The organism is Cryptosporangium arvum DSM 44712 (assembly GCF_000585375.1).
Lineage (GTDB): Bacteria > Actinomycetota > Actinomycetes > Mycobacteriales > Cryptosporangiaceae > Cryptosporangium > Cryptosporangium arvum.
Window position 1 is genome coordinate 3,870,303 of the sequence record NZ_KK073874.1, and the last position, 19,237, is coordinate 3,889,539.

The 19,237-nt window shown below is 70.3% G+C and carries 20 protein-coding genes and 1 pseudogene; 16 read left to right on the plus strand and 5 right to left on the minus strand.

Going from position 1 to position 19,237, the window contains the following annotated elements; translation table 11 throughout:
• Nucleotides 1–84: 84 nt before the first annotated feature.
• Nucleotides 85–489, minus strand: a complete 405-nt coding sequence (locus CRYAR_RS17220; RefSeq protein WP_084700625.1) for a putative glycolipid-binding domain-containing protein — start codon at nucleotides 487–489, stop codon at nucleotides 85–87.
• Between the two features lie 56 nt (nucleotides 490–545).
• On the opposite strand from CRYAR_RS17220, the gene CRYAR_RS17225 reads away from it, so the two are divergent.
• Complete coding sequence (locus tag CRYAR_RS17225; protein ID WP_157017805.1) at nucleotides 546–1,241, plus strand: hypothetical protein; 696 nt, start codon at nucleotides 546–548, stop codon at nucleotides 1,239–1,241.
• Nucleotides 1,242–1,271: 30 nt separating this feature from the next.
• Here the strand turns inward: CRYAR_RS17225 and CRYAR_RS43210 are convergent, their stop codons facing one another.
• Nucleotides 1,272–5,963, minus strand: a complete 4,692-nt coding sequence (locus tag CRYAR_RS43210; protein WP_051570463.1) for a TIR domain-containing protein — start codon at nucleotides 5,961–5,963, stop codon at nucleotides 1,272–1,274.
• A gap of 1,046 nt (nucleotides 5,964–7,009) precedes the next feature.
• Between CRYAR_RS43210 and CRYAR_RS47335 the strand changes: the two genes are divergently transcribed.
• From CRYAR_RS47335 to CRYAR_RS17255, 6 genes and pseudogenes are all read left to right on the plus strand, one after another.
• Entirely contained in the window at nucleotides 7,010–7,150 is a 141-nt protein-coding gene (locus CRYAR_RS47335) for a hypothetical protein (protein ID WP_157017807.1), read from the plus strand.
• Nucleotides 7,151–7,163: 13 nt separating this feature from the next.
• Nucleotides 7,164–7,810: pseudogene (locus CRYAR_RS50790) on the plus strand (response regulator).
• A gap of 87 nt (nucleotides 7,811–7,897) precedes the next feature.
• A complete protein-coding gene (locus CRYAR_RS17240) occupies nucleotides 7,898–8,392 on the plus strand; it encodes a DUF6301 family protein (protein ID WP_157017809.1) in 495 nt (164 codons plus the stop codon).
• Entirely contained in the window at nucleotides 8,382–8,780 is a 399-nt protein-coding gene (locus CRYAR_RS17245) for a TY-Chap domain-containing protein (RefSeq protein WP_157017811.1), read from the plus strand. The genes CRYAR_RS17240 and CRYAR_RS17245 overlap by 11 nt, the downstream gene beginning before the upstream one ends.
• Nucleotides 8,781–8,904: 124 nt before the next feature.
• Nucleotides 8,905–9,396: a SigE family RNA polymerase sigma factor gene (locus CRYAR_RS17250; protein ID WP_035852065.1), complete on the plus strand. Its 492-nt coding sequence runs from the start codon at nucleotides 8,905–8,907 to the stop codon at nucleotides 9,394–9,396.
• Nucleotides 9,397–9,410: 14 nt separating this feature from the next.
• A complete protein-coding gene (locus CRYAR_RS17255; RefSeq protein WP_035852068.1) occupies nucleotides 9,411–10,145 on the plus strand; it encodes a hypothetical protein in 735 nt (244 codons plus the stop codon).
• Between the two features lie 45 nt (nucleotides 10,146–10,190).
• Here the strand turns inward: CRYAR_RS17255 and CRYAR_RS17260 are convergent, their stop codons facing one another.
• Nucleotides 10,191–10,778, minus strand: coding sequence for a TetR family transcriptional regulator (locus CRYAR_RS17260; protein WP_035852071.1), 588 nt, complete (start codon nucleotides 10,776–10,778; stop codon nucleotides 10,191–10,193).
• A gap of 101 nt (nucleotides 10,779–10,879) precedes the next feature.
• Between CRYAR_RS17260 and CRYAR_RS17265 the strand changes: the two genes are divergently transcribed.
• The 9 genes from CRYAR_RS17265 (at nucleotide 10,880) to CRYAR_RS45795 (ending at nucleotide 17,035) form a co-directional block, all read left to right on the plus strand.
• On the plus strand, nucleotides 10,880–11,419 hold the full coding sequence (locus CRYAR_RS17265; RefSeq protein ID WP_063725724.1) for a cupin domain-containing protein: 540 nt from the start codon (nucleotides 10,880–10,882) through the stop codon (nucleotides 11,417–11,419).
• Nucleotides 11,420–11,466: 47 nt separating this feature from the next.
• Complete coding sequence (locus CRYAR_RS17270) at nucleotides 11,467–12,060, plus strand: carboxymuconolactone decarboxylase family protein (RefSeq protein WP_035852073.1); 594 nt, start codon at nucleotides 11,467–11,469, stop codon at nucleotides 12,058–12,060.
• Between the two features lie 127 nt (nucleotides 12,061–12,187).
• Nucleotides 12,188–12,730, plus strand: coding sequence for an RNA polymerase sigma factor (locus CRYAR_RS17275; protein ID WP_035852076.1), 543 nt, complete (start codon nucleotides 12,188–12,190; stop codon nucleotides 12,728–12,730).
• Entirely contained in the window at nucleotides 12,727–13,554 is an 828-nt protein-coding gene (locus CRYAR_RS17280) for a hypothetical protein (RefSeq protein ID WP_035852079.1), read from the plus strand. Before CRYAR_RS17275 ends, CRYAR_RS17280 begins: the two co-directional genes overlap by 4 nt.
• Nucleotides 13,551–14,225 carry a hypothetical protein gene (locus CRYAR_RS43215; RefSeq protein WP_051570467.1) on the plus strand — a complete coding sequence of 225 codons (675 nt, stop codon included), beginning with the start codon at nucleotides 13,551–13,553 and terminating at the stop codon, nucleotides 14,223–14,225. The genes CRYAR_RS17280 and CRYAR_RS43215 overlap by 4 nt, the downstream gene beginning before the upstream one ends.
• Entirely contained in the window at nucleotides 14,222–15,001 is a 780-nt protein-coding gene (locus CRYAR_RS43220; protein WP_051570469.1) for a hypothetical protein, read from the plus strand. The genes CRYAR_RS43215 and CRYAR_RS43220 overlap by 4 nt, the downstream gene beginning before the upstream one ends.
• Nucleotides 15,002–15,012: 11 nt before the next feature.
• Nucleotides 15,013–15,936 carry an ABC transporter ATP-binding protein gene (locus CRYAR_RS17295; RefSeq protein WP_051570470.1) on the plus strand — a complete coding sequence of 308 codons (924 nt, stop codon included), beginning with the start codon at nucleotides 15,013–15,015 and terminating at the stop codon, nucleotides 15,934–15,936.
• A gap of 129 nt (nucleotides 15,937–16,065) precedes the next feature.
• Entirely contained in the window at nucleotides 16,066–16,317 is a 252-nt protein-coding gene (locus tag CRYAR_RS48935) for a hypothetical protein (RefSeq protein WP_211247506.1), read from the plus strand.
• A gap of 457 nt (nucleotides 16,318–16,774) precedes the next feature.
• Nucleotides 16,775–17,035 carry a hypothetical protein gene (locus CRYAR_RS45795; protein ID WP_157017813.1) on the plus strand — a complete coding sequence of 87 codons (261 nt, stop codon included), beginning with the start codon at nucleotides 16,775–16,777 and terminating at the stop codon, nucleotides 17,033–17,035.
• A 130-nt stretch (nucleotides 17,036–17,165) separates the two neighbouring features.
• Here CRYAR_RS45795 and CRYAR_RS17305 read toward each other — a convergent pair whose 3' ends face one another.
• Nucleotides 17,166–17,618, minus strand: coding sequence for a nuclear transport factor 2 family protein (locus CRYAR_RS17305; protein WP_169745050.1), 453 nt, complete (start codon nucleotides 17,616–17,618; stop codon nucleotides 17,166–17,168).
• An 84-nt stretch (nucleotides 17,619–17,702) separates the two neighbouring features.
• A complete protein-coding gene (locus CRYAR_RS17310) occupies nucleotides 17,703–19,169 on the minus strand; it encodes an MFS transporter (protein WP_035852086.1) in 1,467 nt (488 codons plus the stop codon).
• Nucleotides 19,170–19,237 lie beyond the last annotated feature (68 nt).

Consider the following 19,237-nt stretch of genomic DNA (forward strand, 5'->3'; position numbering starts at 1 on the left):
GTGGTGAACGCGTAGCCGAAGTCGAGGTGACAGTGCGCTGGGGGAGCGACGGTACCGAGGTCGATACCGGCTTCCTCGGTCAGCTCACTCAACGCGGCATCCATGGGGGTCGAGTCGGCCGGCGATGTCCGTGTCGCTGATCGTCATCGGGCCCGGGTAGTCGAGCACCAGTCCCTCCGCGTCGACAGGTAGGTCGGCCGTGAGGCCCCCGTCGAGGCTCGTGAACCGGTAGACGTCCGCCCCGTCCCGGTCCAACCGCGTGTAGCGCTGCGGCTCCGGCCAGGGCTGCAGATCCATCCCATCGACATAGGCGACGGTGATGTCGGCGGCAGCGCCGCGCACCAGTCCGAGCCGGCGGACCGGCAACGTGTTCGTGAACGGCGTGTCGGCGATGTCGACGTATTTGCAGCCGTCGAGGTTCCCAGAAGACGTCATCCACCGGAGCCTCCGATCTCGCCGACGTGTCAGAGCGACAGCGCCGGACACCATACGTGCTTCCTCCCGCCGCCGGAGCCGAACGGTGGTGGCAGGCGACCATCAGTGCGATGGCCGAGCACGTGTGGGGTCGCGGAGAATGCCGAGGACGACGGCGGCCGGCGCCAACGTCGAGCCGGGCTCTGGAGGACGCCGTGGTGATGCCGCTCATCGACTCGACCCAGGTGCGCCCGCGCCGGCGATGGTATGCGCTGGCGGGCGTGCTTCCGGTCCTCGGCATCATCGTGGGCGTCATCGCGTTCGTCTTCGGCCTGTGGGCCAGCGTCGGTGTGCGGCCCGACGTGGCCGTCGAGTCCCGTGGCGGCGCCGAGTCGTCGGCGTCGATCGTCAGCAGCAGCACGTACTGGATGGTGTACGTGCCTCGAGGCACCGCCCCCGTTCCTCCCTGCACCGCCTCGCCGGCCACCTCCGTCGAGGTCACCCCGCTCAGGGGCGACCTTTTCTCCTACCGCTCGGGCGGCACGCGTTGGGAGGCTCAGTACCGGCTGGTCGTCACCAGCCCCGGCTATTACACGATCAACTGCGGCGGGACGCCGTTCGTGGTCGCCGACGCGACCAGGACCGCCAACGCCGCTGCCTTCGGCACCCTGGGCGCGCTCGGTGGGCTGCTGGGCCTGCCGTGCGTGGGTCTCGTCGCCGGATTCGTCGCCTGGCTCGTCGTATTTCTGCGGCGGAGAGGCAGCCGCAAGCGGCTCGAACTCGCCGTTGCCCATCAACCGTACGGGTGGCCTTCCACCCGGTGGTGAGTTGACCGGGGCGGTGGGCGCCGGCGGAAATCAGCCGCCCAGTAGCCGATTCCGCGCGGCGGCCGCGATCGCGGTCACGACGTCGGCGGGAAGCGCCTGCGGATCCTCCACAACGGTTCGCCACGAGCCGTTGCGCAGGGCCAGGCAGACGATCGGCAGCAGGCCCTCGTGATCGGAGCGTTCTCCGGCCGCCGCGACCAGTGCCCGCGACGACTGGGGCTGCGGCATCAGCAGCGCCAGCTGGCGGCACCGCTGGTAGTCACCGATGATCGCCATCGTCTTGACCAGCTCGACGAGCACCTCGGTCTGCCTGGCCACTCGAACCGCCTTCGCGCGCTCGGTCAGCTCACGGGCCGAGACGCGGTCTCCGGTCCGCGCGACGGTCCGGGCCAGCGCGGCCAGCGCGCGGGCTTTGAGCTTCGAGTCCTCGATCCGGTCGGCCCAGCGCGCGGCCTCCTCGCCGAAGCGGCGGGTCTCCGAGGGACGCTCGCCGGCCGCCTCGACCAGCGTCGTGAAGGCGACGCACCGGCTCCTGGGGTCGGTCAGCGTGGCAGCCCACTGCTCGGCCGCGGCCAGGCCGTCCTCGGCCACCAGCCGCCGGGCCTCCGCGACGGCCGCGAGCGCCGGATTCTCGGCAGCCGTGCCGGTGCTGCTCCGCTCGCCGGGGACGGCCGTCCGGGTCGGCGCCCGGCCGCCGGCGGCGAAGTCGTCGTCGTCGGCCAGCGCCTCGGCGAGCGTCAGCTGCAGCCTCGTCCGTTCGGCACCGTCGCGCATGGCCCAGATCACGGCGTGGGCCAGGTCGTGGTCACCGATCGTCAGGGCGATCCGGGCCAGGCCGGTCTGGACGCCCATCGACCACTCGGTGCCGATGCTGGGCGGGATCAGTGCGGCGGCCCGCTCGGCCAGCGCCTGGGCGCGTTTCTCGTCACCGGCCCCGGCCGCGGCGCAGGCCAGGTCGCGGAGGGCGGCTGAACGTTCGCCCGGATCGAGCAGGAGATCGGCTTCCGCCTCCGTCGTCGTGCGATCCGTCCGCCGGGGGGCATTCGGGGCGGTCGCGGCGGCCAGCCGTGCCCGCGCCGCGGCTCGCTGCCCGGGGTGCGAGATCGTCCCGATGACGCCCTCGGCCCGACGCGTCAGGCTCCACGCCTGCTGCCGGCGTCCGGCCGCCTTCGCCACCGCGACCAGCGTCCCCAGCGCCTCGACCCGATCGGCCAGGTCGTCGACCCGGTCGGCCGCCCGCCGCGCCTTGTCCAGCACTGTGCCGCAGTGCGCGTCCTGGCCGGCGCTGGCCGCCGCCCCGGCGACGGCGGCCAGCGCGTCCGCCTGCTGCCGGGCCGGCCGGACCGCGAGCGCATGCTGTTCGGCCAGGTCCAGGCAGCCCGCGTCGGCCAGCGCGACCGCCAGGTCCGCCACGCACTGACCAGGCCGGTAGGGCGCGGCGACCGCACGCGCGGCTCGCCAGGCGACGTCCTGGTCACCGACGTCCTGTGCCGTCTTGGCGACCTCGAGGGCTGCGACCAGCCATCGCTCCCGGTCACCGATCAGGTCCAGACGCCGCTGGGCCTCGGCCAGCAGCAACCCGGCCGGGCCGTCGGGCTCCTGGTAGGCGCGCGCGGCCGCGCAGGCGTCGAGGACCGCTTCGGCCTCGTCGTCGTGGCGGACCACCTCCTCGGCCCGCCCGGCCAGCTCACGAGCGACGTCCATCAGGCCTCTGTCGAGCGCGGCGCCGGCCACCAGGACGAGCGTCGCCGACCGTCGCTCGCGGCTCCCGATCGACGCGCAACAGCGGACGGCGCGCTCGGCCAGCGTCCGCATCCGCGTCTCGTCGGTCTCGTCGGCCAGGCGCAGCATCGCCGCGTATCCGCTGGCCCGGCCCTCCGCGGTCGGAATCTCGGCAACGACGGCGTCCGCCGCACCGAGGTCACCGTTGGCCAGGTGCACCTGAGCCAGCGACACCAGCGCCTCGACGCGCCGCTCGGGCGGCCGGATCGAGCCGGCCAGCTCGCGGGCGAGCGTGGCATCCCGCCGGGCCAGCAGCGCGACGACCTCGGTGGTCGCTCTCACCCTGGCCTTCGCGTAGCCGGGAGAGCTGCCGTAGAGCCGTAGTACGGAGATCGCCCCGGCGGGCTGTTGGGACTCCGCAACCAGCTTCGAGACCCTGGGCAGCGCGTTGATCCGCACCCTCGGGGTACTGATCCGGCCGAGGAGCTTGCAGGCCCCCACCGCGTCGCCCTGTCGGGCCAGCGCGCTGGCCCGCCGGAACCGGATGTTGTCCTGCGAGGTGGCGTCGTCGGGCGGGATCTGCCGCTCGGACCGCCCGGCCCGGCGCATGAGTTTGTCCATCGTGCTCCGGTCGCCCTTGTCCCTGGCGATCTCCGCGATGTCCAGCCAGGCCGCAGTCTCCCAGTAGGGGTGACCTATCCGGTGCGCGACCTGCTCGGCGCGGTGCAGCTCACCGGACTCGGCCAGCGCCGCCGCCAGTGCCGCGAGCACCCTCCCTCGCTGCGGGCCGTCCTCGAGCGACACGCCCACCGACTCCGCGCCGGAGTACACGCCCAGATCGATCAGGGCCAGCCCCAGCGCGAGGAGCACGCGGCCTTGTTCGCGTTGGTCGGTGACGGTCCGCGCCAGCGTCACGGCGCGCGCGACCTGGCCGGCCTGGGCCACCGCCCGCGCCAGCGCGGTGATCGCCTGGACGTGCTTGGACTCCACGAGCTGCGCCGCCCGGGCCGCCGCCTCCTCGATGACCGGCTCGGCCAGCGTGGCCCGGTCGGCCTCGGCCAGCGACTTGACGACCATCGTCAGCGCGTCGGCACATTGGTAGGGGTCGGTGATCCGCCCGGCCATCCGGAGGACCTCGGCGACCAGCCGCGCGGGGTCCACCGCCGACCCGATCGCCCGCGCCACCGCCTGGATCCACTGGTACTCATTCAGTGGCGTCGCACTCGGCTCCGGGGACGGGTCGGCGCGACTCAACGCCCGCTGGGCCTCCTTGCTCCGGTCGAGGTCGGTGATCGACCTGAACAGCGCAGCGGCGCGGGGCCGGTCACCCAGCGCCAGCCACAGCGCGGGCAGCGTCACGGGCAGGTACCTGTTGCGGTGCAGCAACCGATCGCGGGCGGCCGAGACCCCGGCCAGCACGGTCAGGTCGGCGACGGCGGGCCGGCCCGTGGCGCAGATCAGGTCGTGCGCCTCCCTGGTCTCGGCGAGTGCCGCGGCGTCGCTGGAGGTCTCCGCGTAGAGGCGGTCGTGGCGGAAGGCGTCGGTGGCCAGCCGCGTCAGTGCGTCCTGCTCGCCCGCCGCGCGCAGCATGCCGGGGTAGTCGAACAGCAGATAGGGAGGCGTCGTCCCGGCCGGCCATCTCCGCGCCGCGTAGGCATCCGCCCAGGCGATGATCTCGCGGCGGTGGCCCGGGAGACGGTCGGCGAGCCTGGCCTCGGCTGTCGCCTGCAATGCGGCATGGGCGAACGTCAGGGTCGACCCGCCGCCGTCCGCGGCACCTCCCTTTTCCGCGGCCACGCGCACGATGGTGCGGCCGAAAAAACTTCCGAGCATCCGCTCGACGTCCCGGAGCGTGAGCCCGGCCAGTTCGGCCAGGTCCTCGGGTCGGAGGCCACCCCCCGCCGCCGTGATCAATCCGAGCAGTCCGCCGTGCACCTGTTCGGTGTCGAGCAGCACATCCAGTTCCTGGCCGGCGCGTCGCTCGTCGTCGGCGGCGTACCCCAGCTGGGCCAGCCGGCGGGGCGTGCACGCGCGCAGCGGATGGTCGTCGCGGACGTCGGCGGGCAGGCCCGGCTCGGGACGGCTGGTCACCAGGATCCGCACGCCGTCCGGGAGCCGGATCGGCAGCAACGTCGCAATGCTCGGAACCCCGGCCGACCGGCGATCCTCGTCGAGGCCGTCCACCAGCACCAGCAACCGGCGGCCCGACCGGCGGACCCGCTCGGCCGCCTGTTCCAGCAGCATCAGCCAGCTCTCGCCGAACGAGCCGATCGCCGCATCCGCCTGACCGGCGGTGACCAGATCCGACAGCTGCGCCCCGATCGACTCCACGAACTCCGCGCCGGTCGCCTCGGCCAGCCGTCTCGAGTCGACGAAGAACGACACGACCTCGAGGTCGTCCGGCGGCTTGAGGGCGAACTCCGACATCAGCGCCGACTTCCCGGCCCAGGCCTCGCCGACCCACCACGCGTAGGGGGCCTCGCCACGGCAGAAGGCGCTCAGTTCCGCCAGTTCGGACTCGCGGCCGAGCAACCCGCCTGCCGGTGGGTACTGCCGGATCCGGACCCGCTGCCGGTCCAGATGATCGCGCCGCCGGGCGGGCGCGGCCGCCGCGACCACCGGCCCGCCCGCAACGGCGGTCAGTAATCGATCGCGCCCGACCGGCGTCCTGCCCACATCGAACAGATCGCTGTAGACGACCTGAGGTAACACACCCTGGAGCGCGCAGTCCTCGATGCGAACCGGGATCAGCCGCCGAGTGTCGCCGACCGGATCACGGGCCCACGCGGCCGTCCATTCCGCCCGGCACACCGCCGAGTCCAGGTAGGCCGCCGAGACGACGGCCACCGTGTGATCGGCCTCCACCGCCTCGTCGACCTTCGACGGCCACTGCGTACCCGGCGTCATCGACCAGGGTTGAAAGATCACGTCGTAGCCCGCGTCGCGGAGCGCCAGCGCGATCCATTCCGCCCATGAGGCGTCGTCAGCAGTGAACGACACGAATACCTTCAGTGTCCCGCTGCTCGCTCGTTGTATTCCCCCCACGCGTGCAGCATCCCACGAGCCGTCAGGCGTCACTCAAACGCGAGACCGTCAGGTCTTCTTCTTTGCGCTCCGACATCAGAGACTTGCCGATCACGACTCGACAGTGGTTCCGACCGCCCTCAGCCAGCAAGCTCCTCCCGACCGGGGACCTGGCTGCGCATCGGGCGGCGCCCACCGCGGCGCGCACGAGGGGCAGCCGGCGTCGGCAGCCACCGGTTCCGGTGACCAACCGACGGGGGCTCGACAGCGGACTCGGAAAGGACGGGCGGCAGGCCGAACGTCCTCAACTGGCTCCCCTCTGTGTCAACCCGCGGCAGCGGCTGCCGTTCTAGGGTGGTGATCGGCGGGTCCGGGAAGTGACTTTTCCGAAGTGCCGGCGTCGGGGTGTGAGCCGGTCGCGATGGAGTCAAGAGTCGTCCCCGGTTGTCCTCCCGGGCCGGTCCGGGAGCCCGTGGCCGCTCTCATGGTGTCGTTGAGCATGGTGCGATAGACGAACGTCGGACAGGCGGCGTTTGAGCGCGCGCATCGCTTCCATCGAGGTTTTGCCTTCGCTCTTGCGGCGGTCGTAGTAAGCCCGTCCGATGGTCGCGTTGCGTAACTGGACCACGGCCATGATGTGGAGCACGCGGTTGATCTGCCGGTTGCCGCCGCGGGAGAGCCGGTGCCGGACATGGGCGAGCCCTTCGATCGAGGTATGGGGGCAGGAGAATCGCACTGTTCGGTGCAGAGCGACCCGGGCTCGCACGATCAGAGTCCGTCCGTCCCAACTGCCGCCCGGGCATGGTTGTGGCAGCTGACCGCGAAGCATGATCGCCTCTGCTGAAATCGCCCCGATCTCGTCCGTTCGATGCCGTTGCGGTAGCCCACCTCGGCCGCCACGGCGAATCGTTCCGCCTGTTTCCGAGTCCGGCCTGCAGAACTGCGCTGGTGTCTAGTCCCTTGCCTGACCCGCCCTCACACAATCGGGCTCGTTCTAGCCATCCACAGCGCCCCATGCCGCGGTGGCCACGCATCTGGGCACCCGACAGGACGCCGCCCTGCGGACGATCGAGCAGGTCGGCCGCAGCGCATTGGACGACGTTCGGTCGGTGCTCACCGAGTACCGGGGCAGCCGGACGGCGGATTCGCCGTCCGTGCAGTGATTCCGCTGGGCCGATGATCGGTCGACTGACTCGCGTCGTGCTCGCGGACGACGAAGCCTCGTACCGCGGCGCCGTCCGGGAACTCATCGACGCGACACCTGACCTCACGGTTGTCGGCGTGGCCGAAACCGGTCGCGAGGCGATCGCCGTCGCTGGAGCCTCGCGGCCCGACGTGGTTCTGATGGACGTGCGGATGCCGGACGGCGACGGAATAGCCGCCACCGCACGCCTCACGGCCGGAATGGCCCCGCTACGGATACTCGTGCTGACCACCTTCGATGTGGACGACCATGTCTTCCGCGCGCTCCGCGCAGGGGCGAGCGGATTCCTGCTCAGAGACGTCCCGCCCCCGCGATAGCTCGACGCGATTCGAACGATTGCCGCGGGCGAGTCGCTGCTCGCTCCCCGGGTGACTCGGCGGCTGATCGCTGCCTGGATGGACCGGACGCCGCCGCGCCGCGTGCTCGATGGTGTGACGCCCAGGGAGCGCGACGTCCTCGCGCTGACCACTCGAGGGTTGTCGAACACGCAGATCGAGGCGGCGTCGCGGGTGAGCCGGGGAACTCTCAAACCCATATCGGGAACTTGCTCGCCAAGTTGGCGGCACGTGATCGGGCGCAGCTGGTGATCGCCGGCTACGAGGCCGGACTTGATACCTGAGAACCGGAGCAACGGCTCGGACGCACGCCATGCGTTACTGTGCGCACCCAGATCGACGTGCGGGCTACCAGAAGTGAGGTGACGTGCGTGTCGACAGCGGGCACGGTCGACGAGGCGATGGTCCGGCACTTGTTTCGTGCGCTGGCGGACACGAGTTGGTCTTGGACGGAGACAGCGCTCGCGGATGTCGTCTCGCGGCTGGGTTGGACCCTCTCCCGGCGCACCGAGCGGATTGTGTCGGCGGACACGGGTCTTGCCCTGGAGGATCCTTTCGCGCGATTCCAGGTCGACGGGGTGGGAGGCATCGACGTGGCGCGGTTGATGCTGACGCCTCTCCGTGTGGACGACCCCATTGTCCGGGCTGCGGTCGACGACGTCTTCGCCGCGGTGACGGCCACGGCGACCGTGGTGCTGGGAACGCCCACGCGCCGGCTGCCCGGAGCCTTTCCCGAGGTCCGCTGGCGCGGTACGGGCGCTTCGATCGTGCTCAGGGCATCACCGAGTGCCGTGGAAGTGGAGTGGGCGGGCACCTCCTATCTGGAACAGATGGACAAGTTGAGAGAGCTGGAAGATGCCGGTTGACCGATGGGCGGCGTTGAGCGAGGCGTTGGCGCTGGGGCTGACCCGGCTGGCGATCGACGATTTCTTGGTACTCGATGCGGCGGCCGGGTACGTGCAGTGCTACCAGCACGATGACCGGCTGCTGACCGAAGCGTTGGATACCGGGGATCCGCGGTTGCGTGAACTTGGCTGGGGAGACCCGGACGAGGTGGATCAGAATCTCTCGGTGGTGGTGGCCTGGCCGTTCTCGCATGGCGCTGCGTGCGAACTGGCCGAGCGATGGGTCCGCACGTTGCGTGACGTCTATGACGCCGATCCGAATACTCTGCGGTACCTGGCGGCGAACGCGTCCTCGAATGACGACTGGGACGCGGGATATTTGGGGATCGCACAGCGGCTCGACGAATGAGCGCAGCTGCTGGGCCGGGATGGCGTCGGCTCGGCTCGGAGCGTCGATCTCTCGCGCGCATGCAACCTTTCTTCGCGGAACCTCCGTCCTTCTGGCGTGACATCGTGCGGCGAGGAGGCCTGATTTGCGGAGAGCCGATGAGGAACAATTCCGTGTCTTCGTGAGTGAGCGCATGGAGCGCTGGCGACGCGGCGCGTTCCTGCTGTGCCGCGATTGGCACGCCGCCGACGACGTGGTCTCGGTGACGGTGGGCAGGATCTTCGAGAAGTGGCGGAAGGTCGCCGCCGCGGACAACCCCGACGCCTATGCGCGGCGCATGCTGGCCCGAGCCTGGGCCGACGAGTGCCGCCGCTCGTGGCGTCGGGAGTTACCCAGCGACGACCTGCCCGACGGCGCACTGCCCGCGGATCACCGGATCGAGGACCAGCAGTCGCTGGCCGAACTCCTCGACTCGCTGGGCCCGCGGCAGCGCGCGGTGGTCGTGCTGCGGTTCTACTTCAGCCTGTCGGTCGAGGAGACGGCAGAGGCATTGGCCATCTCATCCGGAACTGTGAAGAGCCAGTCGGCGCGTGCACTGACCACGCTGCGCTCGCTCGCCAACTCTCCCCAAGCCTGACAGGAGGCGACAGAATGACGCAGCAGATGTTCGAGGACCTGGTCGGCCAGCCTCCGCCGTCGACGGTCGACGTGGACGCGATCATCCGGGACAGGACGCGGCGACGGCGAATCCGTCAGGCCCCGATGGTGATGGCGGCGGTAGCAGTGGTCGCGGTCGGCGCGACCATCGCCGGCTTCGGCCACCTCGGCACCGGAACGACCTCCAGGGATGACGTCGTCGTCGGCAAGGCACCGGCCGGCGGCACCAAGATCCGGCTGGTCGTGGACACCGCTGAGGGTAAGGCCAAGAGCGCGGAAGAGCTGACCAAGGCCTACGACGAAGCGGTGAAAAAGGCGGTGCGCGGCGCCGAATGGAAGGACGGAAAGCCTCCTCGGGTGACCGATGAGGAAGCCGCGCCCCCGGCCGAATTCATTTTCGGCGCGACCCTGATCGTCGACGGCAAGCCCGGAGCGCTGGTCATCCAGATCGAGAACGCCGGCGAAGGGCCCGATGACCTCGCCACGTTCCCCCTGAACTGCGACAACCCGGATGGACACTGCAAGATGACCGAAGGCCCCAACGGGGAGAAGCTCGTTGTCCGCCGATGGGACTACCGGGACGGCAACTGGCAAAAGGGTGACGTCTATACCAACGTCACCGTCGGTCTGGGCGAAAACCGGACGCTGAACCTGGAGTCGCACCAGGATCTGCTGACCGAGAAGCAGATCAGCGCGATCGTCTCCGACCTCGCCAGCCGCATCGAGTAACGCCGGAGCGCCGGGGTCCGCGTTCCGGGGTGCTGCCCGGCCTCGTCACCGGCTCGCGGGCGCGGTCAGGCCGGCTGCGGCGCGGACGGTCAGGTCGAATTCGCGGTCGGCGAAGCCGGCGAACGCGCGGTAGGTCGGGCTGGCGGCCCAGTGCGCGTACGCCGCGTCGAGGGTGGCGGTGCCGGCCAGTCCGGCCAGCTCCGCCGTCCGGGTGGCGACGTCCCGAGCCTCCAGCGCCTCGGTCATCGTCCGGGCGAGCACGGCGCGCTTGAGCACGGCGCGCTCGTGCAAGGTCGCCGAAGAGGCGATCAGGCGTTGACGGGTTGCGGCACGGCGATGTCGGTCGGCGTCGAAAACGGGGTCGGCGGCGAGGACCGCCGCACGCACGAGCTGGAGCGGCGAAGCATCCGCCGCGCCGTCGGCGATGGCGTGCCGGAAGGTGGCCGCGAGCAGGTCCTGGCCCCAGAACAGCACCTCGGGCTTGTCGGGGAAGTGGCGGAAGAACGTCGCCTTGGTCAGCCCGGCGCGGGCGGCGATCTCGGCGGTGGACACCGCGTCGAACCCGCGCTCGGCGAAGAGCTCGAGGGCGGCGTCCTCGAGCCGCGCGTGCGCGTCCGGTTGCCAGCGGGCCATGTCCCCACCCTAGCGTCGCGATGTGACTCGGTCTCGTCGAGGTGTACGCTTTTTGATGAGACCAAGACTCATCACTGGGTCACGTCCGAGGAGAGAACATCATGAGACGTCTGACCGTTCGCCGCGTCGTCACCGGGCACGACAGCGAGGGCAGGTCGCGTGTGGTCGACGACCGGGACGTGGAGGCGATCACCTCCGCGCTGATGCCCGGCTTCGCCGCGTACCGGCTGTGGGGTGGCGACGAGCCGCCCGCCTTCCCGAACGACGGGTCGCCCAGCGGCGTCGCGACGTGGTTCCCGCCGCCGGAGGGATCGCGTTTCATCGTCATCACGCATCCCCCGGAGGGACAGACCCCACCGGTGGGCGTGGACGCAGCCGCAGCCACCGCCGAGCTGGAGCGGCAGATGCCCGGCATGTTGACCTCGATGGAGCCCGACGGCTCCGGGATGCACACCAGCGACACGATGGACTACCTGATGGTCGTGCACGGTGAGGCCACGCTCGAACTCGACGACGGCGAGCGAGCCGTGGTGCGGGTAGGCGATGTGGTCGTCCAGAACGGCACCCGGCACGTGTGGCGCAACTATGGCACCGAGCCCTGCACGCTCGTCGCTGTCTCGGTCGGCGGGAGCCGGCCGTGACGGAGGGCCTGGCGGTCCCACGCCGCAGCAGCGAACGGAGAACTTCGATGGCGGCCGGAGACCATGGTCTGGGCGGGCGTCTCCCGCTCGTCGACCCCGCCGCGTTGACCCCGGCCCAACAGCCCTTCTACGACGCCGCGATGGAGGAGCAGTACCCGTGGTCGCAGCGGGCGGGCTTTCAGTTCGTCACCGAGGATCGACGTCTGATCGGGCCGTACAACGCGTTCCTCCGCCGTCCCGAGGTCTCCGAGAAATTCCAGGAGTTCGCCAAGGCCGCGTCTCGCCACTCGTCGCTGTCGCCGCAGCTGTGTGAGGTCGTGATCCTCGCGGTCGGGTCAGCCTGGGGCTCGGACTACGAGGTTTACGCCCATCGGATCCTGGCGCAGGTCGCAGGAGTCACCGCCGACGACGCGGCGGCGATGGCGGCGGGGCGTTCCCCCGGGAAGCTCGGTCGCGAGGCGGAGCTCGTCTTCGCTCTCGTGCGTCAGCTGACCGTCGAGCATCACGTCGACCGGACGCTCTACGACGAGGCCCGGTCGGTCTTCGGTGAACAGGGCCTCGTTGACATCGCCGCGTTGACGGGCGTGTACCTCACCGTCAGTAGCGTGCTCAATCTCTTCGCCGTGCCCGCGCCCGAGTAACTGCTCCTCGTCGGTCCACCGGGTCGAGCTCAGCGAAACCCGGTGCATCACTCGCTTCCTCCGCGGCATTGCACCGCGTTCGCTACCGCGGTGAACCATCACGTCCCGGGCTGCTACTCAGAACCTGATGGACGATCCCGATCTGCCTCTGCTCACCGCCGTCGCCCGTGGCGACCAGCGCGCACTCGAGGTGCTCTACGAGCGGCACGGTCAGGCACTGCTGGCGTACGCCGTCTCGATGCTCGGTGACCTCGCAGCCGCGCAGGAGGCAGTCCAGGACACCATGCTGGCCTGCTGGCGGCAGGCGTCCGGATTCGCCTCCCGCTCGACCGTTCGAACGTGGCTGTTCGGCATCGTCCGACGCCAGGGCCTGAGCCGTTTACGCCGACGGACCGAGCCATCGATGGATACCCGCGACCTGTCCGTGGCTGACTCGTCACCCGGACCGGAGCAGACGGCGCTGGCCCGCGCCGAGGTAGCGGAGGTCCGGGCTGCGCTGAAGCACCTGTCCGATGAGCACCGTGAAGTCTTGTGGCTGACGTTCGGCGCCGAACTTCCCCAGGCCGGAATAGCCGAGATGCTCGGAATCCCGGTGGGAACCGTCAAGAGCCGTCTGCATCTCGCGCGCGCCGCATTGGGCGCTGCTCTGCCCGAGGAGGCACACCGATGACGCAACCCTCCGATCGTGACGCCGCGGCCTGGCGCGTCACCGCAGCCGCCATACGCGCCGAGGCCGCGGCCGTCCCCGCGCCGGGGCCGGAACTCTTCGCCCGAGTGGCCGCGCAGTTGTCGTCGCCTCACCCGGCCACCACGCCGAACCCGGTTGTTCGCCCGATCGCGGGCTACGGCGCCGCCACGCATCGGCTCACGGCACGACCGGCCGTGGCGGTACGACTGATGCTCGCGCAACTGCGGATCCTGCACCGCGCGGTCTGGCCCGCGACCGCGCTGGTGCTCGCGCTCGGCGTCACGCTCGCCGCGATCGGCCCCGACCACCGCGCAGCCGACCTGCTCGGGCTGATCGCACCCCTGGTCGGAACGCTCGCGCTGGCCGCGCTACCGGCCCCCGGCGCCGAGCCCGAGTTCGCCGTCGCCTCCGGCACCTCCCCGCGAACCGTGTTGCTCGCCCGGCTCGCCGTGCTGTCGACCTGGACCGCCGGGCTGGCCTTCGTCGCGTCGCTCGTGCTGACCGGCGACAACACGCTGACCACTCTGGTGGAAAGCTGGCTCGGCCCGTTCGCGCTGCTCACCGCGGTGAGCGTCGTCGGGGCGGTGCTGTCGCGCCCGAGCGTGGGAGTGGCGGCTGCCGTGGCGCTCTGGGGTCTGCGCTGCGTCACGCGCACCCCGGGCGCGTGGGAACCGCTGGCCCGCGTCGTCGACCGCTGGTGGACCACCAACCTCACCGTCCTCGCGGTCGCGGTCACGGTGACAGCGGTGGCCGTGGGGCTCGCGCCGGTGAACCCCCACCGCCTGCGGAACTACTCAGAAGCATGAGACCCCTTGCCCTCTGGCGTCACGAGTTCGGCCGCGCCGGGTGGATCACGCTGGTCGCTCCTCCGCTGGCGCTGCTCGCTCCGCTGGCCCTCACCGCGCTCGGTGGCGCCGAGCGGCAGCGGCTGCTGCTGGCCGGCCCGGAGGCGGTTCTGCCGCTCGCGGTCGCGCTGGCCGCGGTGAGCATCGTCGCCCGTGATCCGGTCACCGAGCTGCATCTGACCCTGCCCACCCGCCTCCGCGCGACGCTCCTGCGCCGACTGGCGCTGCTGCTCCTCGTCGCGGGCATCGTGGCCGGGCTGTATTGCGCGTTGCTGATCGTGTTCGACGCCTGGGCCGGACCGCGGAGCACGCCGCTGCCCCAGAGCCTGCTCCTGTGGTCCGCCCCGACCCTCGCCCTGACCGCGGTCACGGTCGCCGTCGGCGGACTCACTCGCAGCCTGACGCTGGCCACCACCACCGCGGGCGGCCTCTGGCTGGTCGAGCAGCTGTTCGCGGGCGTGTTCACCGAGCACGTGCCCTGGCTGTACCTGTTTCCCACGTTGAGGCTCGGCGTCGGCCCGGACTGGACCGCGAGTCGCCTCACGCTGCTCGCCGTCGCGCTGGTCGTCGCAGTCGGCGCCGCGTGGACGCTCGGTCGTCCCGAGCGGCTGCTCACCGAGGAGGACCGATGACCGCGCTGCTCGCTTCCGCGCGCTACGAGTTCGCGATGCAGATCCACAAGATCTCGCTCTGGATCGCGCCCCTCGTTCTCGCCGGCGCGCTGGTCGTCCTCCAGGGCGAACGCGGTCCCCTCCGCGCCGGGGACACGATGGACGGGCGCCAGGTCATGGCCAGCTGGGCCCTGCTCTTCGGCTTCCTGGTTCCGATCGCCGCGGGAATGGTGCTCGCCGACCGCGGTGTCCGCGACCACCGGCTGCACGTCGAGCCGATCCTGGCGAGCCTCCCGGCCTCCTTCGGGACGCGGTTGACCGGCAAGTACCTCGGGTCGGTGGCGGCTACCGCGGCCCCGCCGCTGCTCGCGCTGCTGGCCGCGGGCTGCTACGAAGCCGTCAGCCGTGGCGAACCGCTCGTCGTCGGGTGGGCGCTCGTCGCTTTCGTACTCGTAACGCTGCCGGGCTTGCTGTTCGTCGGCGGATTCGCGCTGGTCTGCCCGCCGCTGATCTCCGCACCGCTGTTCCGGGTGCTGTTCCTCGGCTACTGGTTCTGGGGCAACCTGACCTTTCCGAAACTCATGCCGACGCTCTCCGGGACCCCGCTCGCACCCATCGGTGACTACGCCGCCAGCTGGCTGATGGGCACCCCCGCGCTCTACACCGCCGCCGGCGGCGTCCTGCGGCCGGACGTCAGCGCCGCCACCGCCGCGCTCAGCGTCGCTCTCCTCGTCGTCGGCGGCCTGCTACCGCTGTTCATCGGTGCCGGCCTGCGGGCCCGGGCCGCCACCCGCTGAAGGGAACCCTCGTGGACGCCATCCAGATCGCCGGACTCACCCGGCGCTTCCGCCGCGTCGACGCGCTCCGCGGCGTCGATCTCACCGTGCCGGGCGGGATGTTCGGTCTGCTCGGCAGCAACGGCGCCGGCAAGACGACGCTCATGCGCACGCTGGCGGGGGTGCTCCGGCCGACGTCCGGCACCGTGATCGTCAACGGGCACGACCTCACGAGCCGCGACGGGCGGCTCGCCGTCCAGCGTCGGCTGGGCTACCTACCGCAGGACGTCGGCGTCTATCCGGACCTGACCGCGGCCCAGTTCCTCGACTACGTCGCCCTGCTCAAGGGCCTCGACGACAGCACCGCCCGGCGTCGCCAGATCGAGGCGCTGCTGGACACCGTCGGGCTGTCCGACGTGGCCGGACGTCGGCTCAAAGGTTTCTCCGGAGGCATGCGTCGCCGCGTCGGCATCGCCCAGGCCCTGCTCGGGGATCCGACGCTGATCATCGTTGACGAGCCGACCGCCGGGCTCGATCCAGAGGAACGGATCCGGTTCCGCACACTGTTGAGCACGATCGCCACCGGGCGCACCGTGCTGCTCTCGACGCACATCGTCGAGGATGTCGCCCAGACGTGCGGAACGACTGCGGTGATGGCCGCCGGCCGGGTCATCTACACGGGCCCGGTTTCGGACGTGGTCGCCGCGGGGAACGACCGGACCTGGGAGATCAGCCGCCCCGGCTCGGCCGGCCCACTCCCTCCGGGTGCGGGCACCGTGGTGTCCGCGGTCGCGGTCGGCGCCGCGGTCACCTACCGGGTCATCGCCGAAGGACAGCCCGCTGCCGACGCCACCCCGGTCGCGCCGACACTCGAAGACGGCTACGTGGCCTTGATGCACCGGGCCCGGACCGCGGAGGCCGGTAGCGGGGTGGGGAGCGGTCAGCTCCGGGGCTGACGATCCGGCTCACGCGGCCACCGTTTCGTGGTCGCGTGTGTCTCACGTCCGGCGTGGAACGGACGGCTGGACCCGGCGTTGGCGGAGACCACCTACCCGGCCGGTCGACGAGTGAGGGAGCGACCGAGGATGGCCAGAGTCGTCATGCAGGCTGTGGTTTCGGCCGACGGCTACATCGCCTATCCCGATGACACCGTCGGATCGCTCTTCGAGTGGTATGGCAACGGAGACTGCGCTGTCAAGGCCCACGAGAAGTGGGCGTTCGACGTCAGCCGCGCCTCGGCCGAAGAGGGCCTTCTGGGACGCCATCAAGGTCACGGTGATCGGCCGTCACCTGTTCGACACCACCGATGGCTGGGCGGGCATACCCGCTGCCGGTGATGAGCTCGTCGTCGTCACACATCGGCCGCTTCCCGACGAATGGCTCGCCAGGTTCCCCGAGGCACCGTTCCGCACCGCTGACTCGGCCGGGGCCGGAATGCCCTTGCCGAGCAGATCGCTGGTAACGGACTGGTCTGCGTGACCGCAGGCGACATCGGAGGACAAGCGTTCTCGATGGGTCTGGTCGACGAGGTGGCGATGGATGTCGTCCCGGTAGTCATATGGGCACAAGGATCCGGTTCTTCGGCAGCCACAGGCAGCGCACTGCCAGCGGCATGAGAGTCAGCAGTTCCCCCTCGACGTCGATGTCGACGATCTCGCTGCCGCGCTCGGGCTGGACGTGACCCGTCTGGTGCTGGGCCGGCAGGTCGCCCGGCCTCGCTACGCGCCGTCTGATCGGATGGTGTTGGTGTGGCCGGGCCACCACCTTCCGCGGGAATGCCGGCCGGTTTTCGTCGTGACGCCTGAGACGGTGTTGCGGTGGCACCGGGAGTTGGTTGCCCGCCGCTGGACCTACCCGCTGACCGGCGGCAACCGGCGTTGCCGACCCGAGCCGACCGTGGACCTGGTGCTGCGGCTCGCCCGGGAGAACCGCCGCTGGAGTGCGCGCCGATCGTCGGGGGAGCCCGCAAACTCGGCATCACGAGGGCCGGTGTCCCAGAGCGGCACGATCGAACGCCGCGACCTGCGCTACGGCCTCATCCACGAGAGGCCGTAGCGCAGGTACAGCGAACCGCTGGGACGATCACTTCCGGTTCAAACCGGAACCCGGCGAACGCAGACGCAGCTATCGGAAGCGACGGCGCACGCTCCATCGTTCCTGATCACAACGGTGATCGGCCGACGCATCAGTCCCGGTCCGACGGGGAGCCCGATCGGACCGGCTGCCGGCGCTCCAGCATGCGGCCCCGAAGAACCAGCAGGTCGATGCCCTCGTACCGGCCGAAGTATTCGACATATCGGCTGATGAGACCGTCCCGGAACGTCAGGACGATGCAGTTCTCCATCTCCACGCGCTCGCCGGCCGGCGCCAGCCCCGGTCCGCCCTTGCTGACGCCGTGCCACAGCATCTCGATGACGACCGCGTCACCGGAGGCGGTGATCCGCTGAACGTCGATGGTTCGGTCGTCGACGAGGTTCGCCGCGTTCGATCCCGACGTGGTTTCCCATCCTGCTCCGTGAGAAATGTTCAGGGCGGGGAATTCGACCCGGCCGTCTTCGGTCATCAGCGCGGCCTTGCGCTCGGCGTCGTGCGCGTTGTAGGCGGCGATGAATTCACGTGCGATCTCTGTGTTGCCCATGACCACTCTTTTCTCGGATGATGCCGGTCTCATTGATCCGGTCGACAATTGCGCCGCCTCCCTCGGCGGTGCTTCAGGCTCGAGTCATCGCATCGCGGCTCGCTCGGGCTCCGGCGACGACGAGTCGCCGCGGCGGCGAGTGGTTCGGCCGAGCATGATCACCAGCACCGTCGCGACGGCGAACGCGCCGGAAGCGAACGCGATGTAGCTGTACACGCCGGTGGCTGAGTTCGAGGTTTCGCCATCGACGGCCACGGCGGTGAACTTGAGCATCGCCGCGCCGACGAAGTCGAGCACCACCGACCCGATCGAGACCGAGACCATGATCAGGCCTGAGACGACGCCCTGCCGTTCCGGGGACGCCAACGTTCCCGCTGTGTTGAAGCCGGAGGTCAGGAGTGCTCCCGCCACCACGCCGAGGGCGAGCGCGCAGCAGAGCGCGAACGCGAAGTGGGAAGCCCCGACGAACATCCCGACGCTCACTACCGTTCCGAGCGTGACCACGCCGGCCAACGCCGGAATCGGGCCGAGGCGCGCGGCGAGCCACCCCGCCAACGGACCTCCGACCATGATTCCGATTCCCGCGCTGCCGAGCAGAATCGCCACGGATCCCGTGCCGGCCAGCCCGTACCCGAGGTCTTCGTCCGGAGAGACGTCGCTGATGAGCGAGATGAGCTGGAGCATGCTCTGGAACGCACCGGCGCCCAGGGCGACGATGAAGAGTGTGAGCCCCAGGGGCTTTCCGAGGTTCCGGATGTCGATCAGGGGATCGGGTTTCCGCGTCGAGACGAGGAACCACCACGCCAGTGCCGCGGCGCCACCTACGAGCAGAGCCAGCGGACCGGCGGAAAGCCAGCCGAGGCCCGAGCCCAGACTGATGTAACTCAGCACGCCGGCCAGGCCGCCGCCGAGCAGAAGGGCACCGCTGAAGTCGATCGTGCCCGGTGTCGTGATCGACGACTCGGGGATGAGGGCGCGTACGGCGAGCGCCATCGCGAAGGCGACGCCGGCCGCCAGGACGAACAGGATCTGGAAGCCGTAGTCCTCGGCCAGTTTCTCGATGAGGAACCGGGACGCGATGTTGAGCACTGCGGAGCCGGAGGTCACGATGCCCACGACGATCAGCCCGATACGGGGCGCACAAAGGCTTCGCACGATCGCGACGGCCAGGAACACCGCCGCCAACGCCGATCCCTGCAGCATCCGCCCCGGCACGAACAACCAGATACTCGGAGCCACCGCGCACAACACCGCGCCCGCGCCACTGATCAGCAACGTCAACACGAGTATCTTGCGCCGACCATGAATATCGGCACTCTTACCCAGCAGGGGAGCCCACGCCACTCCCGCCAACGTCGCGCTGGCGTTGAGCCACCCCACCTGATCGGTGTCGAAATGGTCCAGCATCTCCGGAAGGACGAGCAACGGCGCAGAGACGGCCGAGTCGGCGACGAAGCTGACCAGGGCCAGTACGGCCACCAGGCCGATCAGCCGCGCGTTCCACTTCGTGTGCAGCCCCGCGTCTGCGGTTTCGATCGTGCGTTGCCGCATCGACGACTCCTTGGTCCAGGCGGCGGTGGCCGCACGAATGATGTGTTCAACAAGGGATCCAGGCCACG

Excerpts from the sequence above, each read along its gene's own strand:
- CRYAR_RS17220 (WP_084700625.1), bottom strand. The coding sequence starts at position 489 with ATGGTGTCCGGCGCTGTCGCTCTGACACGTCGGCGAGATCGGAGGCTC.
- CRYAR_RS17225 (WP_157017805.1), top strand. The coding sequence starts at position 546 with ATGGCCGAGCACGTGTGGGGTCGCGGAGAATGCCGAGGACGACGGCGG.
- CRYAR_RS17245 (WP_157017811.1), top strand. The coding sequence starts at position 8,382 with ATGCCGGTTGACCGATGGGCGGCGTTGAGCGAGGCGTTGGCGCTGGGG.
- CRYAR_RS17255 (WP_035852068.1), top strand. The coding sequence starts at position 9,411 with ATGACGCAGCAGATGTTCGAGGACCTGGTCGGCCAGCCTCCGCCGTCG.
- CRYAR_RS17260 (WP_035852071.1), bottom strand. The coding sequence starts at position 10,778 with ATGGCCCGCTGGCAACCGGACGCGCACGCGCGGCTCGAGGACGCCGCC.
- CRYAR_RS17265 (WP_063725724.1), top strand. The coding sequence starts at position 10,880 with ATGAGACGTCTGACCGTTCGCCGCGTCGTCACCGGGCACGACAGCGAG.
- CRYAR_RS17270 (WP_035852073.1), top strand. The coding sequence starts at position 11,467 with ATGGCGGCCGGAGACCATGGTCTGGGCGGGCGTCTCCCGCTCGTCGAC.
- CRYAR_RS17275 (WP_035852076.1), top strand. The coding sequence starts at position 12,188 with ATGGACGATCCCGATCTGCCTCTGCTCACCGCCGTCGCCCGTGGCGAC.
- CRYAR_RS17280 (WP_035852079.1), top strand. The coding sequence starts at position 12,727 with ATGACGCAACCCTCCGATCGTGACGCCGCGGCCTGGCGCGTCACCGCA.
- CRYAR_RS43215 (WP_051570467.1), top strand. The coding sequence starts at position 13,551 with ATGAGACCCCTTGCCCTCTGGCGTCACGAGTTCGGCCGCGCCGGGTGG.
- CRYAR_RS43220 (WP_051570469.1), top strand. The coding sequence starts at position 14,222 with ATGACCGCGCTGCTCGCTTCCGCGCGCTACGAGTTCGCGATGCAGATC.
- CRYAR_RS48935 (WP_211247506.1), top strand. The coding sequence starts at position 16,066 with ATGGCCAGAGTCGTCATGCAGGCTGTGGTTTCGGCCGACGGCTACATC.
- CRYAR_RS17305 (WP_169745050.1), bottom strand. The coding sequence starts at position 17,618 with ATGGGCAACACAGAGATCGCACGTGAATTCATCGCCGCCTACAACGCG.
- CRYAR_RS17310 (WP_035852086.1), bottom strand. The coding sequence starts at position 19,169 with ATGCGGCAACGCACGATCGAAACCGCAGACGCGGGGCTGCACACGAAG.